Raw genomic sequence first — 23882 nt, 5'->3', positions numbered from 1 at the left:
GCTGTGACGATGATCGTCGCAGCCCCGAAAACACAGAGGGTTGTCAATGTCGACCACTACGACGAAGAGCCAGAAGGCTAAGGCGGTTAACGCTCGCGATTTCGATATTCGCGACATGATCGGTTACGCGCTCGGCGACGTAGGAAACAATTTCACCTTCAACCTGGTGAATTCGTTCCTCATGATCTTCTACACCAATGTGTTCGGCCTCAAAGCCGCCTTGGTGGGCGCGCTGTTCATGTCCGCCCGACTGGTCGACGCCTTCGTCGACATCATGGTCGGCCGCCTCATTGACAATGCCAAGATGACCAAGCGCGGACGGTTCACCCCGTGGGTCATGCGGATGAAGTTCCCACTCGCCGCCTCCGCCATTCTGCTCTTTCTCCCAGCTGCCGGACACCTCCCCATGACGACGCGCGTCATCTATGCCTTCGTCACCTACCTGGCTTGGGGCATCTTCTACTCCTTCGTCAACATCCCTTATGGATCGATGGCTTCGGCCATCTCGGGCAAGCCGCGCAACAAGACCTCGCTGTCCACCGCCCGTAGCATCGGATCGGCTTCCGGCACCGCTATCGTCAGCTATGTCGTGCCGCTCATCATGTACGGCAACAACTCCCATCAGATCAATCCGCACCGATTCTTCATGGGCGCTGCGGTCTTCGCCATCCTCGGTCTGTTCTGCTACGTCGCTCTGACGATGCTCACCGTGGAGCGCATTCGCATCGACAAGACCGAGCGTGTTCCGCTGGGAAAGATGTTCTCCGAGATGGCCCATAACAAGGCCCGCGTCATGCTGGTCATCATCGATATTATTGTCGTCATCAACCAGAATCTTTCCGGCGTCACCCTGACCTACCTGTTCAATGATTACTTCCAGAACAAGACAGCAATGTCGATCGCTCTGGTCTTCAATTTCACGAGTCATCCTCGTTGCGCCTTTCGCCCAAGCCCTGGTGCGGAAATTCGGTCGGAAAGAATCCGCGACGGTGGCCTTGTTCTTCGGCGCGGCCGTGTACGGCACCATGCTCATCATCCACACCCACAGCCCCTGGGTCTTCCTCGTCGGCCTGTTCTTCGGGTCGCTGGGTGCCGGTGTGTTCAACCTCATGGTGTGGGCCTTCATCACCGATGTCATCGACGCTCAGGAGGTCATGTCGGGGGAGCGCGAGGACGGCGTCATCTATGGCGTCAACTCCTTCGCCCGCAAGCTCGCTCAGGCCATCGCCGGTGGTATTGGTGGTGTCATGCTGACGATGGTCGGCTACCAGTCCTCCTCGCAGGGCGGCACGGTTCAGTCTGAGTCGGTCGTCAATAACCTGTACACTCTCGCCACCGCCATCCCGACGATCTGCTGCCTCGGCGCTGCCCTCCTCCTGCTGGGCTACCCGCTCACCCGCGCCAAGGTCATCGCCAATGCCGACGAGCTGGCCCGCCGCCACGAGGCCCAAGCTGAGCACAACGCCTGATCCCACCATCACGGAGACACACCATGGACACGCTCCTGAGAATCACCGATCACTCGACAACCGCGCGGAATTCTGACTCCCTGACGACCCAGGTGACGATTTTCGACGCCGAGGGCAATGAGGTTGCCAATGGGATCGGCGCCTCCGCGACAACCAGCATCCCCTCGGTCCACCTCTGGCAGCCGGGTCAGGGCTACCTCTACGAGGCCGAAATCTCCCTGCTCAACGGGGAGCGTGTCGTCGATTCCTACCGTCAGGCTATTGGCGTGCGCACGGTCCGCGTCGACGGAAATCGCCTCCTCGTCAACGGAGAACCGGTCCACCTGACCGGATTCGGCATGCACGAGGATCACCAGACCATCGGAAAAGCCCACAACGACGCCCTCATGCTGCGCGACGCCGCATACCTTGAATAGATTGGCGCAAACTCCCTGCGCACCTCCCACTACCCTTACTCCGAACACGTCCTTGACTACGCTGATCGTCACGGATTGCTCATCATCGACGAGACTCCCGCAGTGGGCATGAACATGGGCTTGGGAGGCGGCATTTTTGGCGCCCAGGGCTACACCACCTTCTCCGAGGAGACCATCAACGACGAGACCCAGAAGGTTCACACCCAGGTCATCCGCGACCTCATCGCCCGGGACAAGAACCACCCCAGCGTCATCATCTGGTCCATCGCCAACGAGCCCGAGTCCGAGACGTCCGAGACCGAGGCGGCAGAAAACTACTTCCGCCCCCTCTTCGACGTCGCCCGTGACGCTGACCTCACCCGCCCGGTGAGCTTTGTCAACGTCATGCTCGCCCCGTACGGGGCGTGCCGGGTTTCGCAGTACTCCGACGTCCTTCTCCTCAACCGTTACTACGGCTGGTATGTCGACACCGGTGACCTCGCCACGGCCGAGCGTCACTGGCGCGAGGAGCTGGAAGGCTGGGCCAGCGAGAACAAGCCAATCATCATCACCGAGTACGGCGCCGACACCATACCTGGCCTGCACCAGGCCCCCGCCCAACCGTGGAGCGAGGGGCGGCTGAGAATACTAAGCTGAAGTCGGTTAACAGGCCCCCGCCCAACCGTGGAGCGAGGAGTACCAGGTCGAGGTCCTCGAGATGAACGAGCGGGTCTTCGACTCCTTCGACGCCGTTATCGGCGAGCAGATCTGGAACTTCGCGGACTTCGCGACCACCAGCGGCACCATGCGCGTCGGTGGCAACCGGAAGGGCATCTTCACCCGGGATCGCCAGCCCAAGATGGCCGCCTTCCACCTTCGCAGGAGATGGCGCGGTACGGAGCAATGATCGGCGGCCTCCCCATGGCGAGGGACTAGAATTAAACGCGCATGGTGGACTCCCTGACGACAAGTTGCGGTGCAAGGACCACGCTGCGTGGGCCTTCGGCAGCATCTCGCCCACACCCACACAAGTGCAACTGACGTGGAGGGAGCCCACGTCTCGACCCACCGAACGTCGAGAACCATCCACACCTACGCAGGCCGAGTGCCCTGACGCCCAACTCCACCCCTCTTGGATGCCCGTCTGACCACGCTCATGGAAACTTCACAATTTCAGGGGACAATGGATTCATGGCCACCCAAGCTCACACCGACTCCGTGAACCTCAGATTGGCGCTCAACGGCCTGCCACTGCCGACAGCCGCGCGCGCCTCCGACATCGACGTCGTCGCCCCGGTACTTGCTCGTCAACGGGAACTCAGACGGGAGATCCCTGAGCTCCTCTGCCCGGCTGACCGACGCATCCAAGCATTCATCGACCGTTACCTCGGCGAGGACTCCCCCGTCCATCCCCACCTGCCCGAAACCACCCTGACTCTCGATGAGCCCGGCCTGGCCCGAGCCTTTTCCCTCCCCGTCGACGGTGACGAGTTCACCTCCGACCTGGTCGCGAGTTACCGGGTCGCCAACGGCGTGCTCCACAACCCGCGCAACGATCGTCGCACCACCGCCGGCGTCTTCCATGTCGCGGAGGGCGGTCTGGCTATCCCCGACGACAAGAAGGCCGTCCCGATCGACGTCTTCGCCCGTCTCCTCGACCTCGCCTTCCAGGCCCCGCCGGAGCACACCCTGCTTCCTTACACGTCCACCCAGCCGGTTGAGCGTCAGGCCCACACCTGGGTGTCCCTGCTGCTGCGTCCCCTCGTGGTGCCGTGGATCCCGGGCTTCGTCTCCGAGCGTCGCATGGAGGTCCGCTTCTTCGCTCCCGGCGGTCTGGTCTCCAACCTCGACTTCGTCGAAGGTATTTTCGGCAATGCCGGGGACCCGCTGCTGCCCGCCAACGACTCCGCTCTGGAGCCCTCGGGATGGACCGGCCACAGCGGCTGCGTCATCCTGGCCCCGCACCTCAATCTCGTCCGCAAGGTCGACCTCGGTCTGCCTCACATCGACCAGGCCACCGACCGCCAGCGTCGCGACGGCATGTGCTGGTCCGACGAGTCGGAGCTCTACAACGAGGGCAAGCCGTTCAAGCTGTGCGCCCGTGACGATTCCGGGGTCATCCTCACCATCGTCGCCGACAACTACTTCGGCTACTGCAAGAAGGAGGTCAAGACCCAGATCTCCTACTCCGCGAACCTCTTCGGACTGGCCGAGGAGGAGCACTCCGGTGGTGCCCGCGCCTACCGTTCCCACAACCAGGGCCAGGAGTACGCCACCCCGACCTGCGAGCGGACGGTTGCCGACGTCGTTGCCGAAGACCCGGACGATTTCGAGATGCTCGACAAGGGTCACGCGAAGGTCCTCGGCATCGACAACGTCCTGCTGGTACCCGGCGGAACCAAGTTCAGCCTGCGCGACGGCACCGTCACCTGGGACGACGGCGCACAGTCGATCCCGATGCGCGCCGACACCGAGTACGTCTCGCCCGACGGCTACCGCATGAAGATGATCCACAACGAGGCCGACAACCAGTGGTACCTCGAGGGTACGTACGGCGAATCGACGACCTTGCACAAGTGCTGCACAGTGTCCGGCGGCGGCAAGTCGGAGATCTCCAAGGCAATCTCGGACACCTTCCTGCAGGGCAACGCCTACGCCCCGGACTTCGAGGCCGACATGGACGCCGTCGAGGACATCCTGCACCGGGATTTCTCGTCCCGATTCGCTGACCCCGAGCTCAACGGAAAGGACCACCGTCCGATCCTGTCGGCGGAGCGTTCCGTCGGGTCGGTCATCAAGCTGCTCACCCCGTCGTCAGATTTCACCGACTGGTACAACGACTGGATCAACTCCATCCCGTCGTTCCGCAAGGAACTCATCTTCACCATCAAGCGCTATTACAAGCCCGAATGGGGTGACGACTGGCGCTCCCACTTCACGGTTGCGCCGACGAACGGCCGCCACGGCAACATGGTGCGCCTCGACGGTCAGAAGATCCTGGTGAGCATGGCTCGCGTCGGTTTCCAGCCCGATGGCTCGTGGCGTCTGTTCACCCTGCGCCACGACTACGCGCCAGCCGTCAAGGTCCAGACCGAGGACGACATGACGGCCTCCGTCATCACCTCACCTGGAATGGTCACCGGGCCGGAGGGCCTGTCGCGCAAGGTCGTCGCCAACTGCGAGGCGCTCCTCTTCCAGCGTCCTGACGACGCCATTCACCGTGGCTATGACACCCAGACCGAGCGCGACATGAGCGAGCGCGACCTCTTCATCTCGAACTATCAGCCTCTGACCCGCGATGACGTCAGAGCAATGCGAGACGACGTGGTGGCCTTCTCGAAGTTCACCAAGCCGATGCGCGAGGCCCTGTCGAATTTCGCCGACTCCGATCCTTCCGAGGAACCGAAGTACGTTGCCTCCAGTGCCGATCCGCGTCTCATTGACGGGGTGCGCTCGCGTAACCCGCGCTACCTGCAGGTTCGCCCCGACATCGCGAAGCCGCGCGAAACGGCGATCGCGAACCTGGCCAGCCACCTGTACCACGGCCGGCGGGTCAACGAACCGCTGCCTCTCCCGGTCGACGTCGTCGCTGCCGGTCGGCGCAACAACCCGCCCGAGGACAAGATCCCTGCCCTGTGCGCCTACAACCCGCTGCACTACATGGAGCTGCCGGAGTTGTTCATGGAGTTCATCTCTTCCATGACCGGCAAGAGCCCCTCGACGACGGGCGCCGGTTCGGAGGGTGCACTGACGAAAGCCCCGTTCAACGCCCTCCCGGCAGTCTTCGACCTCAACTCCTCCTTCCTGTCCTTCGTGCTGTCCGGTTACGACGGTTGGCTGTCCTCGGCTGGGTTCATCGGACCCAACGTCGAGGTGGCCCACGACATCTCCCTGCTCGTACCGGAGATCTTCTGCCGGATGTCGCCGGAGGAGAGGGATGCCAAGACCCTCATCGAGGGCGGATACCTGGAAAAGATGGAGGACTTCGAGAAGGACGGCGAGCTCATCCTCGCGTCCCGTCTGGGCTACCGCATGACCGAGAAGTTCATGCGCGCCTACTTCGGCCGAATCTTCCTGCATCCCGACACGGTCTTCACCCCGGAGATGCTGCGTCCGGAGCTACAGGACGCCGAGATCTTCGCCGATTCGGTGCGGACGATCTCGATGACTCACGCCCGGGTGGCGAAGGCTTACTTCGCTGATGGGACGATCTCGCTTGCCGTGCCGCCGATTCGGGCCCTGCTCGAGATCATGGCGACCGGCACCTGCGAAGAGGGTTGGACCCTTGACGATCCTGAGCTGCGTGAGATGTTCACTCGCGAGTCCGTGCTGGCCTCCGACTGGTACGCCGAACGCCTCGACGCCAAGCAGGCCGAGGATGCGCGACGCTCCGAGATGGGTATTGCGCAACTCGAGGAGTTCATGGCTGACCCGCGCAACGCAGCCGCCTGCGAGGAGATTGACGTCCAGGCTCGCCTGGATCACGTCCGCCGGTTCCATGATCGGGCCGTGACCGAGGAGTACCGCCAGCAGCTGGTGGGAACCCTCGGCCGACAGGTCAACTTCCGCTGAGATTGAAGGCCCCGGGTGATGTCACCCGGGGCCGATCTTTTCCTGCAGCGGGTTTTGTGCAGCGACGTCTCTGTTTTGCCCCCGTGGTTGTCGGCGGAAGCCTCCTCGCTGGGTCTGCGTCACTGACGCCAGTTGGCTGCTCCCCTACCCTGTGACAAAAACTCCCGCCTCGCGAAGGGTCGGAGCACCCAAATGCTTCAACCAGGTGCGAGGCGGGGTTTTTCGCACCTGAGACGTGCACACGACTGACGGAACCCTGGCTCGAGGAAGTCACAACGAGCCCGCCTGCCGCCAAGAACCGGCCATGTCTCGGGACCAGCCCTGTCTTGACGCGCCGCTGCCCAAAACCCCAAACCAGCCCCTCTGGCTACTGTTACGAAGCACGATGGGGGCGTGGACTTCATCGATCTGACGGCGGCGGGTTTCGACGAGTGGGTCAGTGTCGAAAACCATCAGCCCAACGAGACTCCCGCTAATTCCTGGCTCCCCGCTACCCACTTGATGACTCCAGAGGCCATGGATCGTCGCATCAACCACACCCACGAGGCCCTTTTGGCCCAACGCCACGAGGGAAAGGCCGGTCACGGCCACGATGTCGCGGCTGCCCCAGGTACGGTTGCCCGTCGCGTCGCCGTGTCCGCCACCCAGTTGGGAATTGTCGCCAGGCTCGTCGTACCTGTGGTCGCGGCGCGGACCCTGGGCCACGATGTCGATTTTCCTCGCCTGGAGGATCTCTGGTTCCGGGACGTGCTTCAGGCACCCGTTCCAGTGTCAGTGGCCTGGAAACCTGGACCAGCGAAAATCACCGACTCGGCCGTGGAGAGAATCACCGATGCCTTCATCGCCGCCGGGCTGAGCAAAATCGTCGCTCTCGACAACGTGGCCTCCGCCGTGAGCACCTCGGTCATCATGATTTCCCGCTGCCGTCCCGATCTACGCCAGGCCGCCATCGACGCTGCAACCGAGATGTTGATCATGGTTGACCCTCGCCCTGGGATCACCGCCGGTCCAGGGTTCCATCGACGCAGCTGTTGTCTCTACTATCAGGTGAGCGGTTCGCGGATCGCCTGCTGCGGGGACTGCGTCCTGGTCTGAGTGGCGCTCGCCGTCGATTCGTAATCATGGCGCGCTGAGCCCGTCGGCCATCGCAACCGTCCAACGTCGGCCGGGGCGAGGCCGTCGCCCCGCAACCACCCGAACCAGCGTTCCACCCAGCTCTCGTCGCTCTTGATCGATCTGCGAAGATCCAGCCTCATCCGTCGCACGGGACCCGCGCACATGGAATCGACCTCCTGGAATCCCCACGACTCCAACCAGGTCACCGGCGCAAGCCGTCGATCAACGCATGGTCCGACGACGCCGCCGGCCTCAATCACCGGAACCGAACTGTGTAGGCGTGCAGCCAAGAACGAAGTGCGCACTCGCCCCCAAGAAACGTCGCTTCGATGGGGCAGGAAGCCCACCAGGACTGCGCCCCCGGGTGTGCGGGGAATTTTCGACATCGGGTGCTCGTCAGGAAGGCAGGACTCGGGCGCAACCAGGATGATCCCGTCGAACTCGTCACCATGACGACTTGCGACCCCGAAGAACCCCCAAGCCTGGCATGCAGCGTCGGCCCATTCCGGGAGCGGTGAACCGGCGTCGATTCCCCAGGATCGGAGTTTTCCGGAAACGCCAAGGGGTGCGGCATCTTTCCTCGTCAGAGTTGTCAGGTGCCTGACTCGCATGATGCCTCCTCAGATGTGCCCGAGTGCGGCCCGCAGCGATGAACACTACTGACAGGGCTTCCTGCGAGGTCTGTGCGTGAAATAGACCACACTCGTATGAGTGTCATTCTAGGTTTCCGACGCATAGGTGGGGCACAGTGGGAGGGTGAGCAGCACAGACCACAGCACCAGGCAGCCTGTCCCTTCGACCGATGACGTGCGCATCGACGCCGCTGCTCCGAAGGCCGCTGAGGCCACCACGAACCGTCGCGTCGACACCACCTTCGACAAGTTCCATGATCGTTACTCCGTCCGGACCCTTGGCCTGAAGACATCCCCGGTTCGAGCCCTCTTCTCGGTGGCGAACCGTCCCGAGGTCGTCTCGCTGGCCGGTGGCATGCCGAACATTGCCGACCTTCCCCTCGACGTCGTCGGCGAGTCGTTGAAGGAACTCATCGACACCCGCGGCGCCGTCGTCATGCAGTACGGATCCGGCCAGGGCGAGCCGGAGATCCGTGAGCACATCTGCGAGGTCATGGCCGCCGAGGGTCTCATCGCCGACCCCGACAATGTCACGGTCACCTGCGGCTCCCAGCAGGGGCTCGACCTCGTCACCCGAATCTTCTGCAACCCAGGCGACGTCATCATGGCGGAGTCACCGTCCTACGTCGGGGCTCTCAACACCTTCACCTCGTACCAAGCTGAGGTCATCCACGTCGACATGGACGACGAGGGCTTGGTGCCGGAGTCGCTGCGCGAGAAGGTGACGGCTGCGCGTCGCGACGGCAAGTCGGTCAAGTTCCTCTACACCATTCCCAACCACTCGAACCCGTCGGGAATCTCCCAGTCGACCCAAAGGCGACGCGAGATCCTGGCCGTGGCGGATGAGCTCGACCTGCTCGTTGTCGAGGACAACCCGTACGGTCTGCTCAATCTCGACGGGGATCCCTTGCCGACCTTGAAGTCGATGGATCCCGAGAACGTCATATATCTGGGCTCGTTTTCCAAGACTTTCGCGCCGGGATTCCGCGTCGGCTGGATGCTCGCCCCGTCCTTCGTCCGCAGCAAGTTGGTCCTCGCGCAGGAATCCGCGACCTTGTGCCCGCCGGTCTTCTCCCAGTTCGCCATCTCCAGTTACCTGACTCATTGGGACTGGCGCGGGCAGGTCCGCAGCTTCATCGACATGTACCGCGTTCGTCGCGACACCATGCTGGCCTCGTTGGCCGAACACATGCCCGAGGGGACGACGTGGACCCGTCCGTCCGGCGGATTCTTCGTCTGGTTGACGATGCCGGGAGCGGTCGATTCGGCCGCCATGCTTCCTCGGGCGGTCACCAAGCTCGTTGCTTACACCCCTGGAACAGCCTTCTACAGTGACGGACGAGGACAGCGCAATATTCGGCTGTCGTTCTGTTATCCGACGCCTGAGCGGATCAAGGTCGGCGTCGAGAGGCTGGCCGGAGTGATGCGCGACGAACTCGACATCGCAGAGACCTTCCAGCTGGGCGACGGGCGACGCCATGTTCGCGACCTGGGGCCTGGACCGGATCTCGCCTGAATTCCTCGGCGGCGACGCGGTCTGCGAGGACCCTGCGACGCGAGCCCGGCACCATGTCGGGATGGCCGGGCGTGATTCGTGAGACTGCGGGATTCAACTGGTCGCTGAGTATGAATTCGGCGATTTGTCGATTTATCTGTGAATCGATGAGAGATGGCTGCTTCTGATCGAGCCTGTGGGTCCTGTCTGGCTGTCTTGGGAGAGTCGGTGTCCCCGTCACTGTCGCGACGCTGGTTGAATGGGGCCATGTTGCAACCAGTCGTCGTCCTCGCCGGCGGGCTCAGCCATCAGCGCGACATCTCTTTGAAGTCGGGTCGCACCGTTGCCCAGGCGTTGCGACGAGTCGGACATGAGGTCGTGGAGGCCGATATTGACTCCTCCCTCATCGAGACCCTGCGCGCCAACGACGGAGCCGTCGTCTTCCCCATGCTGCATGGTGGTCTAGGAGAAAACGGGGCTCTTCTTGAAGTCCTCCAGCTCATGGACATCCCCTATGTTGGATCGGGGCCGGCGACCTGCCGCATTTCCTTCGACAAGTCCATTGCGTCACGAACCGTCGCTGCCGCGGGTGTCGCCATCCCTCAGCAGGCGGCTCTCCCCCACGACGTCTTCCGAGAACTCGGAGCTCAAACCGTGATCCGGTCCATCACGGAACGGTTCGGACTTCCAGTCATTGTGAAGCCAGCTCGCGGCGGCTCGAGCTTGGGGGTGATGAAGGTCGAAGACGCCGCTGACCTCCCCCAGGCCATTGCCAATGCCTACGCCTATGACGACATGGCGGTCGTCGAGGAGTTCGTCACCGGAACCGAACTTGCGATTGGCATGATCACAAGCTCTGAGGGAACGCGAGTGCTCCCTGCCGTTGAGATCCGCCCCGTCGGTGGGGTTTATGACTACTCGGCGATGTACACCGGGGGCGAGACCCGTTTGACGGCTCCGGCCGACATCAGTGATGAGACTGCCGAAGCCGCAACTCAGATGGCCCAGATCGTCCAGCGGGAGTTGGATTTCTCTGGCATCTCCCGTGTGGACGCCATCGTCGACGGGTCTGGACGTCCGGTGTTCTTGGAGGCTGGTGCTGCTCCCGGCATGACGGCCACGTCCCTCGTGCCCGTCGCGATGGAAGCCGCTGGCCTGGATCTCGGCCAGGTGTGCTCGCACCTTGTCGCTGACGTCGCCCGTAACCATGACTGAGGGCGACAAGACGTCAGGAACCAGCTCTGCCGTTCGCGTCAAGCAGGCGCTGATCATGCTGATCGGCACAGTGCTGGCCGGGGTGATGGTCATCCTCGGCCTGTGGCAGATGAATGTCTTCGAATCCCAGCAGAACAATTCCACCCAAGCCCGTATAGATCAGCCTGTCATCACGTGGGACAAAACTCCCAAGCGAGCTGACGTCATGGCCCAGTACGGGCGCCGGGTGAGGATTACCGGCACCTTCGAACCTTCAACCGCCACAATGGTGGGGACGTCATGGCCAGTCAGGGCCGTCCAAGGAGTACGTCTCAGGTCGGGCGAGACGATCGCTGTCGTCCGGGGAATGGTCTCCGAGGGCCAAAACACTCCCCCGGCCCCCAAGGGCACCGTGACGCTGACGGGTGTCCTGGCGGCCTCAGAATCCGACGATGAGCACCGCAACCCCCAGATGCCAGCAGCTGTGCTGCCCTCGCTGCGTCTTGAGGTGTTGACCCAAACATGGCCGCAGCCGTTGGTGCCGGCGACACTGACCCTTGACGAGGACGGTGCACGTGCCCAAGGTTTGGCCCCTGCTGAACCGGTCCTTCCCAAGGGAGACGGCGGTGAACGTAATCGCGGCTATGCCCTTCAGTGGTGGGTGTTCGCTATCTTCACCATCGCCATGTCCATCGCTTTTGCCAGAGCCGCGGGGAAACATAAGGACTGATCCTCATCAGGTCCGGCGGCGGTTGGCCGGCGTCAGTACTCTGTTTCACGTGCAACATACCGACGACGTGACCAGCGATGAGTTCTACGCTGCCCCCTCGGCAAGCGAGCCAACAGCGGGAGATGGAGCGCATACCAGTGCCCATCACCATGGGTCGAACCCAAGTTCGCCTGTGGATGCGGCTGAGGCCGAACAGGAGCCGTGGATTGAACCCGACGAGATTCCTGGGGTACGCAAGGCCTTGATTGCCTATCGAGTCATGGCGTACGTCGTGGGCACCCTCTTGGTCGTCCTGGTGTGTGTAGCAATGCCACTGAAGTACGCCGCCGGGAAGCCGACCATGGTCAACGTCGTCGGCATCTCTCACGGGTGGCTCTATCCCGTCCTCCTCATCACCGCGTACGTGTTGGGCCGCAAGGCAGGATGGCCGCTCACGAGGCTGCTGATCATTGCCTTGGCAGGAACCGTGCCGTTCCTGTCCTTTGTTGCCGAATACTTTGCGCGCAAGGACGTCGAGCGCCGTATTGACTCCGCGAACGCCTATTGGGCTGGCCACCAACCGCCCGCCGAATGAGCCCGTAACTCAGGACGAGACCGCGTGAGCCCGACTCCGACGGCAGACTTGGTTCCCCGTTTGCGTCAGACCACGGACTTCTCGTCGACCTCGTCCCTGCGGACGTCTTTAATACGGAATGCCGTCCCGCCCACTGTGCGAGAGTCGGTCGCACGATGGCTGCTGACCTATGGCAATGCCCCTGGCTGGCGCTACAGCGTCAACCAGGGGCATTCTTTCATCACTTATCACTTTGACAATATGTCGATAAGTCGCTCTAACTCCTCATTGTCACTGAACTCCAGGGTGATCGTCCCTCGACCGTTACGACGCTTCACCTTCACCGCGGTACGGAACCGCTGGGACAACTCATCCCCCCACTTCGCCGCTTCGGCATCCCGTCGAGGCTTCTTGCGCTGATGCGGCTTGACCTCGGTCGTGTCGTCGAGCGTCTGCCGGACGAGTTCCTCCGTTGCACGCACCGAGAGACCTTCATCCACGATGCGATCGGCAATGTTGCCCTGGAGGTCAGCATCTTCGAGCGAGAGAAGAGGACGAGCGTGTCCAGCGGTAATGTCACCCTCGAGCAGTCGCTTCTGAACACCAGCACTCAGCTTCATCAGGCGGATCGTATTCGCGATCTGCGATCGAGACCGCTGAACCCGCTCCGACAATTCGTCCTGAGTGCAGCCGAAGTCATTGAGCATCTGCTCGTATGCAGCGGCTTCCTCCAGCGGATTGAGCTGGACGCGGTGGAGGTTCTCAAGGAGAGCATCTCGCAGCATGTCCTCGCTGGCCGTGGTACGTACGATGGCGGGAATCGTCGTCAGCCCAGCTTTCCGGGTCGCACGCCACCGTCGCTCGCCCATGACGAGCTCATATCCGTCGTCCACGGGGGTGACGACCACAGGCTGCAGGACCCCAACAGCTTTGATGGAGTCAGACAGCTCGGTCAGCTCATCGTCATCAAAGATCTGTCGTGGCTGATGGCTATTGGGTCGCACCTTGTCGACACCGATGAGCGCGAACCGTGACCCTTCAACCTCATCGTCCGAGAGGGAGCCAGCAGAATCCTCCTCCAGGATCTCGTCATCCGCCTCGTCGAGATCGGTCCTCTGGAAGAACTCCCCAAATCCGCGTCCCAACCCACTGTGCTTTGCTGCCATCGTCATGACTCCTTGCTCTCGGAGGTATCAACTGGCGTTTCTCTTCCGGAGGCAGCCGCGTTCGGGGCCGGAGCATGCCGCTTGGCGAACTCTGCAGCCGCCTCACGATATGCCACAGCACCGGCTGACTTCGGATCGTACGTCAAGACGCTACGGCTGTAACTCGGTGCTTCGGACACACGAACGGACCTTGGGATCCGTGTCGTCATAGTTTCCCGTGCAAAGTGAGTGCGAACCTCCTCATCCACCTGCGTGGACAACCTGGTCCTGCCGTCAAACATCGTCATGAGGATCGAGGCAAGGCTCAAATCCTTGTTCATTGCGTGTCGCACAGCGTCAATGGTGCGCATGAGCTGCGTCACGCCCTCCAGGGCGTAATACTCACATTGGATCGGCAGCAAGACTTCATCCGCCGCGACAAGTGCATTGAGGGTCAAGAGGCCCAGAGACGGGGGGCAATCGAGAATGACGTAGTCAACGGCGTGGGTCTTGAGATATTTGCGAAGGGCCTTCCGTAGACGACGCTCTCGCCCCTTGACATCAACTAGTTGTAGTTCTGCTCCGGACAGATCAATCGTCGCCGGTACAACTTCGAGACCGGGCGCCTCCGGGCTCTCCTTGGCGACGAGTGCGATATCCTCCTCGTCAATGAGGACTTCGTAGGTGCCGGGCGTCCCTGCCTCGTGATCGATCCCAAGGGCCGTCGAGGCGTTGCCCTGGGGGTCGGTGTCGATGAGAAGCACCTTGAGCCCGCTCATAGCCAATGCCACCGCAAAGTTGATTGCTGTCGTAGTCTTCCCCACCCCGCCCTTTTGGTTGGCGACAACGATCGTGGTGGGTTTAGCGGGACGGGGGAGAGTCAATGGCATGGCAGAGGCCGTAGCGTCATCAACGCGGTCGGCGGCTGGATCCGCTGCGTCAGGCACCTCGGGACCATCAAAGGCCGCCCGCTTAGGTGCTCCGTCATAGATAGGGACCTCGTCGGTCATACGCATCCTTTCACTTGCGAGCGGGAATGATGTTTCACGTGAAACACCGTCGGTTGGTCACTCTACCGGGCACGCCTCCCAGATCCAGAGACATTTTCCTTCCTGTGGATAACTACGGAGACGGGACGTGCACGCCTGTGGATAACCAACTCCATGTGGTGGATAACAGAGAGCACAACGAGGAACTCAGCCTTTGGCACCCACGAGCGCGGACCCCGTGCCGTATAGCCTCATGATCCGCGCTCGTCTCGGGCTAGCTTTTGTCTGGTAGGACGGCCCACCGACATGAAGGATCGCCGAACCTGGCTACCCATCTGATCATGGTGCAGTTCACGTAGAAGCTCTCATCAAAGCACGCGTCCCCACGTATCTGTTACTTGTGCGCACAGCCAGCCCCTAGGTGCGGGTTCAATAGCCTCCGAGGAACACCATGTGGGATCCCGAGAGCCCACAGTTTGATGACGACGAACCATGATCAGATAGATCCGAGGTGGTCATGGCCGTGCCAAATAGCCATGTTCAGTCGGACATCACCTAGGCCTTGACAGCCCGCGACGCGTGCGTACCCGACTGCCGGATCAATCGCTGGGATCGCATTCTGTGATCGACATGGGCACCTTTCTCCGACCTCAGCCCAGCGGACACACGTCCGGCGAAAGCCCACACTAGGCAGGAATTCGCGTCCGGCCGGAAGTCGCGTCTGGCCGGAATCAGACCGGAGGTGAAAGCCGGGACACGAAAGGTGGCGGGAGATGACGCGGTGCCGAACCGGACCAGGGCCACACAGACTCAATGGGGACTCAACGGGGAAGCGGAGCCGGGGTTAAGCGCGGCCAGCGGGGACGCGGCGCTTGCGTAGCCCACCCCGGCGTGAAGCGTAGCCAGCGTGAAACGGACCCAAACGCGAGACGTGCCAGTGCGCAACCCGATCAGCGGAAGGCAGCCCTGGCATGAAACGAGGCTAGGGCAAGACACACCCACCGGGAAGCGGACCCCACGTAGTCCAGACGCCGCGGAACCAGTGCCGATGTGAAGCGCGGCGCAGATGTGGAGCGCGGCTAATGTGAAATGCGACCAGCGGAAAGGTCGGAAGGGTGCAGGCGCCCTTCTGATGCGACTGGTTTTCCCTTCGGAGCGGCACCGACGCCGTCTTCAGGCCAGTACCAGATGCGCCGATGAACGCTTCCGATGGAGTCAGCGGTACTGCCCTGTTCTGCCATCGCAGCCGCCCGGTCTAAATCTTCGATACCCAGACTGATGGAGTCCCCCTGGTCGGACCAAGGATCCACACCGAGACCGATGTTTCACGTGAAACACCTCCCCCCCCCGTGCCCGATCGACGTGAGGCGGAACTTCCAGCCACTTGTGACGTCGAGCACGGCGGCGCACTTCATCGTCACCGTCAGGGACGACTCCAAAGCACCTCTCATCGCCGAGTTCGTCGTGCTCTCTTACGTCGTTCCGGCATCGTTTTCCGTAGGAGAGCAGACCCGTGCACTTAGGTCCCGTTACGGCCTCGTCCTCCTAGGCAAACCATCGCTCCATACGAAGATGGCAGCCAGTTCTACGCCTTTCGAGCCGTCACAAGAAGCACACTCGCAATACCCGCCCATGATCACCACATCGGCCGGTGGCCGCCAAACCACCAGGAACAGCGGCCGCGGATACATTCGACCGCCTCTGAATTGTGACTTCTACGAGTCAGTCGCGACTGGGTGTCCCCTCAGCGACCTGATCCAGGGTCTCGGTGGTGGGCCGGACGGCACCTCATGCATTCTCAGATCGGCAGACGCGCACTGCGCGCGTGACCTCCGACGATGGGTCAGCACGAACGAGGAGTACTTCGGCAGAAAGATGACGCTTAGAAAGCTCCTTCTTCGCTTTCACGACCTCCTCTTCGGCTGACTGCCCCTTCAGGGCGAGGAGACACCCATTTTGCCCGAACAGCCCGGCCGTCCATCCAACAAGCGTGCCCAGCTTCGCAACTGCTCGGGACACGACAACGTCAGCGGAGATTCCGGCGTCTTCGGCGCGATCGCGCACAATCGACACGCGGCCTGCTAGGTCTAACTCATCGACAGCCTCGGTCAAGAAGTTGGAGCGTCTCAACATCGGCTCGATCAGTGTGATCTCGAGGTCCGGCCGCAAAATCGAGAGCGGGATTCCAGGCAAACCTGCACCACTACCAACGTCAGCGACGCGCGATCCTTGGGGAATCAGGCTTTCCAGGGCCGCACTGTTGAGGATGTGACGCTCCCACAATCTGTCGACCTCGCGAGGACCAATCAGTCCCCACTCGACCCCGCGACTAGCCAATATATCGACATAGCGTTTAATCGTCTTATAGCTGCCGCCGTACAGTCGCTCGGCTATCGCGTCGTCAGTCACCTGGGTCATGTCAGACATCCTGCCATGTCAACGTTCGGTAATCCGGCTGGCTCTCCCATCCACCATCTCTTGGGTGCCTGAATCACCAATTCCCGCGCCGTCGCGACCTGTCGACTCATGCCGAGCTTAGGTGGGGGCATGCTGACTGCTTCACCCCCTGTCTCAATCGTCCCGGACGTGTGCGACGATCCTTGATCGCTTCACCTCGACCTTGTTCACCTCCCGACGTGCTGCAGCTGAAAAGCCCCCGCTTGCCCCCTCGATCCGGTCGACCAGTGACCGCCGTCAACCGCCATCGGGCCTGGCCACGTCCATGATCACAGCACTGACAGGCACGCCACACCATGATGACAAATACCCCGAAATGGATTTCACGAGACCTCCGCAGTACAGCCGTCGATCCGTCGTAACTCTTCTTCGCCACTCTGTATGCCGTCACCACACCACAATGGGGAGCCGACCCGCAGGGGGGCGAGTTGGCATCCTCCGGGGGCACATGCTTCTGCGGATCAAGCGTCAACCCCACCGACCGCGGCGGGGGAGAGCTGAGATCCTCCCACGGCTGCCATTACCCGGCGACTCCGATGACCGTGCTCAATCCGTCGCCTCACAACCCTGGCGCGTAGCCACTAATTCGCCGGACGTGAGCGCGCTCGGTGAGTCACACAGCATGCGGAGCCCATAAGGCTCAAGCCGTCGTTTTTGTTCTCTCGTCAACCCTCCCCACCCCAAAGAAAGAGATACCGCCGGTATTCAACAACTTGTGCAGGGTGGAAACCAGCGATATAGTTCACCTCTCGATCTCGCGTACTTCCGGCGCTGCCGTCCAGAACGAGGTTTAGGTGACGACATCATTGAGTCATCTAGACTCAGCTTATTCTCTGATTGTGGATGAGCTGCACGGATCCCACACAATCTCTTCCACCCTCGTCTCGGTCCGCCGACCTCTACGCAACGACAATCCCAGCTGCCATTTCCAGTGACTGATCGATTTGCCTGCTCACACGATGCCCACTCCTTGACGTATCGGTCGAGCTCACCAGCCCACGGCGGCCAGGCTTAGGATCGACCGGATCGAGCTCGTATATCTTGTTTTGTCCGCATCGACGCCGGGGTCGCTCGCTCACATGGGTCCTTTTGAGGACACTCAGCATGTCCCCGAAGCGCCGCGCCGCAACGCCCAAGCTCCAGGCACCTAAACGGATCCCAGCAACCGATCGCGCCCGCCCGAAACACCCCCATCCATGGAGTCATCTGTTCCACGTGAAACACACCCCGGGCCTATTTATCTTTTTGTCGATATATGCCTTAATACCTATAGCGTTTGTCGTCTCCGTCACGCAGCGACCACCCACCACGTCGACCAAACGCCAGCCCCTCACACAAATGCCTCAACGCGTCAACGACGAAACGGCAACCAAGACCTCGCCTCGTCACCACCAACGAACGCACAGCTCATCAAACTCACCTGCGACAGCAGGGTAGTGGCCCCGTCGCAAGACGCGCCGTCACAGAAGCACGGCGAAACGCTTCCAGGACGGGCACCACATGCGTGTCAAAGACCTATGCATCTCACAGCACCGTCACGCCTCAAAAATCCACGCAAGCGCGACAAAACATACGGCCTCACCACGTCACCATGCGGCTGCCCAGCGCACCTGACACACAGCTCGGCATCACAGCGCATACAGAGCACTCAACCGACGGCGGTGCCACACGGCTCGTCACCCCAACACACCGGGCGTTAACACCCCGGCGGTGCCACACAGGCGACAGGCGCCAGCGCTCACCAAGGCCACATGGCGCTGACCAGGGCCACATGGCCCCGAACGTCACTTCACGCGGATCTCGTCGAAGGTCGCCGTCGTCATCCGGACGTTCACCGACACCTCGTCACCTACCTGGGCAGGTTCTCCGGGGCCCCCAACAAAAACAAGCGAGGAATGCATGTGAGGAGGCTCTGCGAAGACCGCTCGTCGTCCCGCGACGGTGAAGGGACTCGTCACCCGTCCCGTCATCTGCTGCAGCGCCTCGGCCCCCGGGATGAGCCATTGCCGCAAGGACCCGGCGGAGATCGGTGCGGACAAGGCAACGCCATGGGCCGTTCCTCCCGATACCACGACGATGTAGCCGTCAGCACGGGTCTTGATTCGGTGATAACCCACCGGCGTTCCCTTGGGCAGCCAGTGGACGTCCAGAACCGTTCCCGTCACCCGGAAGGCGTCCGCGTCACCCAGCCACAGCCGGGTCCCGACACGCATCCGCACCGGGACGTCGAGTTCCTTCGACAGCGTCTTGTAGTCGTCAAGGCTGAGATGAGAGAACCAGATACCGCGTGAGGCCAACGGATGACGCTTGACGATCCGGGCCATCTCGCGCCCCTCATCCAGAGTCGCGCCTGACGGAAGGTGAATCGTCCATCCACGCACGTTCAACCCGTCAAGGTCCAGGGCCGCGACCTCGTCTGCGCGCACGCCGTGGCGGTGCATGGAAGTCTCCACCTCGACGAGGATCGGCGCGTCCGGGGCAAGCTCACGCACAGCAGCGACGTCTTCAACCCGCGAGATCGTCGTGATGACCTTCGGATCACTCAACAGCTGAGTGGCCACCTCGTCGCCGGGTCGCCACGGGTTGAGGACGACGACGTCCTTGTCCCAACCATGTTCACGAACCGACGCCACCTCTTGTGCCACACCGACAGCAATGACGTCGACACCGAGGCGCTGCGACTCCTGCACCGTCAATGCGTGTCCGAATCCGTACCCATTTCCCTTGGTCACAGGCACGATTCCCGGGCAGGAATCAACGAATGCCGCCACGTGGCTGTGCCAGCGTTCCGCATCAACAGTGAGTTTGAGCATGTCAGCGTCTCTTCATGTAGAGGTCGAAAGCCTTGTAAAGGATGGGGTTGATCGGCTTGTCCCACTCGCCGGGGAAGGCCACCGCCTGGCCACCGCTGCCCACCTTGAACTGGATAAGTCCGATCTCCGGATCATCAGCACCAACACCGGCGACGATGCCACGCATGTCGTACACAGCGCATCCCGCTTCATTGGCGGTGCGAATCATGGCCCACTGAATGGCATTGGATCCACGCACTTCACGCTTGGCCGTGGTCGACGCGCCATAGGAGTACCAGGCGTGCTCACCGACGGTGACGAAGGTCGTCGAGGCGACGAGATCGCCTTCGTGCTCAGCGAGGAAGACCTTCATCCGGCCGTCCTCCTCAGCATTCAGGACGTCCCACATGTGCTCGAAGTACTCCAGCGGACGTCCCGTGAACCCATCACGCTCGGCGGTCTCCAAGTAGACCTTGTGGAATCGCGGCAAGTCTTCACGGGTTCCGAGCTTGACCTCGACGCCAAGCTTGTTGGCCTTCTTGATATTGCGACGCCACAGCTGGTTCATGCCCTTGAGGAGTTCGTCCTCAGTCTTCTGGGTGCCATCCTCGTGGCGCAACGGAAGCTGGAAGTTGAACTGCGGCTGTCCGGCGGCGAATCCGTCACCACTCTGGTCAGTCACCCATCCGCCCTGCTTGAGGACCGACAAGACGCGCTCGCCCTCGGGGGTGGTGACGTCCGGCTCCACCTCAGTCAGTGAGGTGACGTTGTCGTCGGCGATGGCGTCCTTGATCGTCTTGGTACCCCAGATACGGTGCACGACGGCCGGCCCGATACGCACGGCGAAGGCCTGGCGTTTCTTGACGTGGGCAACCAGGGCGTCAAAGTGCCCGGCGATGTCGTCGCGGGACCAGTCGAGGACCGGTCCTTCCGGCAGATAGGCCAGGTAACGAGGCAGCTTGGGGAGCTTGCGGTAGAGGATCAATCCGACACCGGTGAGCTCGTCACCGTCGTAGAACCCGATCCGTTCACCTCGCCACTCCGACTTCACCCGCGCCCAAGCCGGGGTCTGCAAAAAAGAAGCTGACCCTCGGGCCGCAATAAACTCGAGCATCGTAGGGACGGAAATAGGGCGAACGGAAATCGTCACACATCCGACTATAACGTCGAAATAATCCCCTCATCAAAGGCGCCAGCCGTGTCTGCCGGCTTGATCGACCCAACTCCGGCACCGCTTTCGCGTCAGCGAGGACGGACCCCCGTGGTCAAGACGGGCCCGCTACAAAGAAGAGCCCGGCGAGTATCACACCCACCGGGCTCCACGTCCATGACTCACTGCGTATGCGTCACTGCTCCTGCGTGATGACCACGTGACGCTTGGGCTCGACACCCTCGGACTCGCTGACGAGTCCCGCGGCCGCAACCGCGTCATGCACGATCTTGCGCTCGAAGGGGTTCATGGGAGCCAGGTGAGCCGGCTCACCGGTCTCCTTGACCGACTGAATCGCCTCAGTTGCCAGGACCACCAGCTCCTTGCGACGCGACTCCCGGTACCCGGCGATGTCGAGCATGAGGCGGGAGCGATGCCCGACCTCGGTCATGACGGCCAGGCGGGACAGCTCCTGCAGGGCCTCCAGGACCTTGCCGTCCTTGCCGACGAGGGTCTGGGAATCCGTGACGATGGAGACGTGGGCCCGCCCGCTCTCCACATAGGTGTCGATGTCACCATCCAGGTCGGCGATGTCGAGCAGCTCCTCGAGGTAGTCAGCGGCGATGTCACCCTCCTCATCCAGAGGGTCACCAGGCTCCTTGTTGTCACTCTCCTCATCGTCCTCGTCCTCGACGTCATCCCCTGACTCGAGGTCGACGTCGTCGTCCTCAATCTCCTCGACATCGATATCGCCGCGGTTCTCAACCTGATCGACGTCGAGCTCCTCGATGCGCTCGCTGCTCTCGCTCATCGTTGTTCGTTACCTCTCAAAATCAACCAGTCATACTGGTCAGTGGAATGGTTCATGACGGGTCCGGGGCCCGGCCTCACTTCTTGCGTTGGGCTCGCGTCTGCTTGGCAGGCTGCTGGCGACGGACGACCTGACGACCACCACTGGCGTCCTTGCGTACCGTCTGACGGGTGACACCCTGACGGGCAACCATCGGCTTCTCGCCATCCTCAGCAGTTGCCACCGGAGTGGGGGCGACGACCTTGCGGCGACGCTTCTCACGACGGGCACGCTCGATCTCGTCGGGATCCTTGCCCTTGGCGATCATGCGCTCACGCCAGTCGATGTAGGCCGGGGTGTTCGGCGTCGGGTTGTTACGAATGAGGATCTCCTGCTGACCGAGAGTCCACAGGTTCGAGGTGCACCAGTAGAGCATGACGCCGATCGGGAAGCTCACACCGGAGAACAGGTACATCAGCGGGAAGAGGTAAATCATCATCTTCTGCTGCTGTGCCATCGGGCCGGTCAGGGACTCCGGCGGCATGTTCTTCCGCATCAGCTGAAGCTGGGTGTAGAACAGCGTCGCCACCATGATGATGATGAGAACCAGGGCGACGACCTGGGTGCCGCCGAAGCCGTCGTTCATCGGCAGGAAGCGACCGGCCAGCTCAGCGCCGAAGAACTTGGCGTGCTGCAGGGATTCCATGAGCCCCGGATTCTCGGTGAAGAAGTGACCGCGGGCAATACCGCGGGAGGCACCGTCGAGCACGCGGAACAGAGCCAGGAAGATCGGCATCTGCAGCAACACAGGGAGACAGGACGCCGCCGGGTTGACCCCTTCCTCGCGGTAGAGGTTCATCATCTCCTGGCCGGCACGTTCCCGGTCGTCGCCGTACTTCTCCTGAATGGCCTTCATCTTCGGCTGGATGAGCTGCATCGATCGCGCAGAGTTGATCTGCTTGACGAACAGCGGCACCAACAGCAGGCGGATGAAGATCGTCAGACAGACGATGGCCAACGTCCACGACACGCCAGAGTCGCGACCGAACAGCGGCGACCACAGGTAGTGGAAGAGGACGAGCAGGCCGGACACCGCCCAGTACAGCGGCACCATGATGGCGTGACCCATCGCATGGAGGGCGCCGCCCAGGCCGAGTATGACCAGCGGGTTGAGCATCAGTTCTCACCTCGGGTGTGGGAAGGGGTACCCATGTGGGTACTCCCCGGATCGGTGTGTCCGGGGATGGTTCGTGGGACCGATCCGCGATCCCTCGGGTCATCACCCGTCAGGTCATCGGTCGGTTTCTTTGTGGAGCGCGCGAGCTCGGGGTGGAGTTCACGCCATTGTCTTGCCTCGGGGGTGCGCGGCACTGGGTCGTACCCGCCGTTGGACCATGGATTGCATCGTAGGATCCGCCAGATGATCATCGGCGTCGCCCGGAACACTCCGTGCACCTTCAGGGCTCGCAGACCGTAGGCGGAACAGCTCGGCTCGTACTTGCAGACGTCTCCGTAAAACGGCGAGATGAAGGCACGCCAGCCCTTGACGAAGCCAATGGCCAGCCACGTGAGGGGACGAAACCGCCGCAGCGTGCCCCACACGCCACTGCTGTGATCCGGTCGCCGTGCCGGTACCGCTGCAGCCATCATCGAAGTTTCCGCAGTGCCTGGTGCCATGCGCCGTCGAGATCCTTCGCGACTCGACCCGGTTCGGTTGCGGCAGCCGGCAGAGCCCGCACGACGACGACGGTGCCGTCCTCGAGTTCGTCGACGAGGGGGCGACACAGGTGCCGCAAGCGCCGCTTCACACGATTGCGGGTGACGGCATTACCCACGGCCTTGGAGACGACAAAACCGACCCGGGGCGCGAGCTCGGATCGGGAAGTGATCGGTCCGTCGGACGCTGATGGCCCACCGGTACCACAGTTGTCCACAGCGGCTGTGGACAACTCGGTGATGTCGGTCGGATCGGGCCGAACCTGTGCACATCGTCCAGCGTGGACGACGAGAGTAGGACGGCCTGATCTGACGCCCCCGCGGACCGCGGCGCGGAAGTCACCGGGACGGTGCATCCGCGACCGGGCGGGCAGCATGGGGACTCAGGCCGACAGCTTGGCGCGACCCTTGCGACGACGAGCAGCGAGGATGCCGCGGCCGGCACGGGTGCTCATGCGGGAACGGAAACCGTGGTTGCGGGCACGACGACGATTGCTGGGCTGGAAAGTGCGCTTCACGGGGATGTTCTCCCTTGTGTCTCGGGGATCACCCGGGGGATCGACACGAGCCGGTCCCATGTGTCCGGGGCGCCCGGATGGGCGCAGGGGAAGTGGACGCTGAAGACAGCGACCGGATAACTGTACGTTGTCGACCCCGTCATCGGCAAACTGACAACCTCGCAACGAG

Annotated in this window: 17 protein-coding genes and 2 pseudogenes; 8 read left to right on the top strand and 11 right to left on the bottom strand. The window is 62.1% G+C overall.

Translation table 11 applies throughout. The annotated features are described in order from the left end of the window. Positions 1-46: 46 nt before the first annotated feature. The 4 genes and pseudogenes from PALO_RS10655 (at position 47) to PALO_RS10640 (ending at position 7531) form a co-directional block, all read left to right on the top strand. Positions 47-1469, top strand: a pseudogene (locus tag PALO_RS10655) (MFS transporter). Between the two features lie 77 nt (positions 1470-1546). Further along, positions 1547-2771 (top strand): annotated as a pseudogene (locus tag PALO_RS12950) (glycoside hydrolase family 2 TIM barrel-domain containing protein); the annotation flags it as partial. A gap of 284 nt (positions 2772-3055) precedes the next feature. Next, positions 3056-6436, top strand: coding sequence for a PPi-type phosphoenolpyruvate carboxykinase family protein (locus PALO_RS10645; RefSeq protein ID WP_015583558.1), 3381 nt, complete (start codon positions 3056-3058; stop codon positions 6434-6436). Between the two features lie 393 nt (positions 6437-6829). After that, positions 6830-7531 (top strand): (2Fe-2S)-binding protein, encoded by a 702-nt coding sequence (locus PALO_RS10640; protein WP_015583557.1) that lies wholly within the window; start codon positions 6830-6832, stop codon positions 7529-7531. Here the strand turns inward: PALO_RS10640 and PALO_RS10635 are convergent. Further along, positions 7480-8163, bottom strand: a complete 684-nt coding sequence (locus PALO_RS10635; RefSeq protein ID WP_023033247.1) for a hypothetical protein — start codon at positions 8161-8163, stop codon at positions 7480-7482. The genes PALO_RS10640 and PALO_RS10635 overlap by 52 nt on opposite strands. A 196-nt stretch (positions 8164-8359) precedes the next feature. Between PALO_RS10635 and PALO_RS10630 the strand changes: the two genes are divergently transcribed. The 4 genes from PALO_RS10630 to PALO_RS10615 all read left to right on the top strand — a co-directional run bounded on the left by PALO_RS10630 (position 8360) and on the right by PALO_RS10615 (position 12177). Beyond that, positions 8360-9700 carry an aminotransferase-like domain-containing protein gene (locus PALO_RS10630; protein ID WP_023033248.1) on the top strand — a complete coding sequence of 447 codons (1341 nt, stop codon included), beginning with the start codon at positions 8360-8362 and terminating at the stop codon, positions 9698-9700. Positions 9701-9946: 246 nt separating this feature from the next. Continuing rightward, a complete protein-coding gene (locus PALO_RS10625) occupies positions 9947-10894 on the top strand; it encodes a D-alanine--D-alanine ligase family protein (RefSeq protein WP_051048763.1) in 948 nt (315 codons plus the stop codon). Then, a complete protein-coding gene (locus PALO_RS10620; RefSeq protein ID WP_004810033.1) occupies positions 10887-11603 on the top strand; it encodes an SURF1 family protein in 717 nt (238 codons plus the stop codon). The genes PALO_RS10625 and PALO_RS10620 overlap by 8 nt, the downstream gene beginning before the upstream one ends. 22 nt (positions 11604-11625) lie before the next feature. Beyond that, positions 11626-12177, top strand: coding sequence for a DUF3817 domain-containing protein (locus PALO_RS10615; protein ID WP_286328705.1), 552 nt, complete (start codon positions 11626-11628; stop codon positions 12175-12177). 227 nt (positions 12178-12404) lie between these two features. On the opposite strand, the gene PALO_RS10610 is transcribed toward PALO_RS10615, so the two are convergent. From PALO_RS10610 to rpmH, 10 genes are all read right to left on the bottom strand, one after another. Then, positions 12405-13328 carry a ParB/RepB/Spo0J family partition protein gene (locus PALO_RS10610; RefSeq protein ID WP_015583554.1) on the bottom strand — a complete coding sequence of 308 codons (924 nt, stop codon included), beginning with the start codon at positions 13326-13328 and terminating at the stop codon, positions 12405-12407. After that, a complete protein-coding gene (locus PALO_RS10605; RefSeq protein ID WP_004810039.1) occupies positions 13325-14317 on the bottom strand; it encodes a ParA family protein in 993 nt (330 codons plus the stop codon). Before PALO_RS10605 ends, PALO_RS10610 begins: the two co-directional genes overlap by 4 nt. Before the next feature lie 1761 nt (positions 14318-16078). Beyond that, the gene (gene rsmG / locus PALO_RS10600) at positions 16079-16717 is read right to left on the bottom strand and encodes a 16S rRNA (guanine(527)-N(7))-methyltransferase RsmG (protein WP_036909899.1); all 639 of its coding nucleotides are present in this window, start codon (positions 16715-16717) and stop codon (positions 16079-16081) included. 1814 nt (positions 16718-18531) lie between these two features. Then, positions 18532-19560 carry an alanine racemase gene (locus PALO_RS10595; RefSeq protein WP_015583551.1) on the bottom strand — a complete coding sequence of 343 codons (1029 nt, stop codon included), beginning with the start codon at positions 19558-19560 and terminating at the stop codon, positions 18532-18534. A 1-nt stretch (position 19561) separates the two neighbouring features. Further along, positions 19562-20689: a lipid II:glycine glycyltransferase FemX gene (locus tag PALO_RS10590; protein WP_308982374.1), complete on the bottom strand. Its 1128-nt coding sequence runs from the start codon at positions 20687-20689 to the stop codon at positions 19562-19564. Between the two features lie 196 nt (positions 20690-20885). Next, positions 20886-21500 (bottom strand): Jag family protein, encoded by a 615-nt coding sequence (locus tag PALO_RS10585; RefSeq protein ID WP_015583549.1) that lies wholly within the window; start codon positions 21498-21500, stop codon positions 20886-20888. 76 nt (positions 21501-21576) lie between these two features. Further along, complete coding sequence (gene yidC / locus PALO_RS10580) at positions 21577-22656, bottom strand: membrane protein insertase YidC (protein WP_015583548.1); 1080 nt, start codon at positions 22654-22656, stop codon at positions 21577-21579. Beyond that, complete coding sequence (gene yidD, locus PALO_RS12155) at positions 22656-23129, bottom strand: membrane protein insertion efficiency factor YidD (protein WP_015583547.1); 474 nt, start codon at positions 23127-23129, stop codon at positions 22656-22658. Before yidD ends, yidC begins: the two co-directional genes overlap by 1 nt. Further along, positions 23126-23572 (bottom strand): ribonuclease P protein component, encoded by a 447-nt coding sequence (gene rnpA, locus PALO_RS10565; protein WP_015583546.1) that lies wholly within the window; start codon positions 23570-23572, stop codon positions 23126-23128. The genes yidD and rnpA overlap by 4 nt, the downstream gene beginning before the upstream one ends. A 6-nt stretch (positions 23573-23578) precedes the next feature. Further along, positions 23579-23713 carry a 50S ribosomal protein L34 gene (gene rpmH, locus PALO_RS10560; protein ID WP_004810058.1) on the bottom strand — a complete coding sequence of 45 codons (135 nt, stop codon included), beginning with the start codon at positions 23711-23713 and terminating at the stop codon, positions 23579-23581. Positions 23714-23882 lie beyond the last annotated feature (169 nt).

The sequence above is a fragment of the Cutibacterium avidum 44067 genome, from assembly GCF_000367205.1.
Taxonomy (GTDB): Bacteria; Actinomycetota; Actinomycetes; order Propionibacteriales; family Propionibacteriaceae; genus Cutibacterium; species Cutibacterium avidum.
This window is presented reverse-complemented; position numbering and strand designations above follow the sequence as displayed.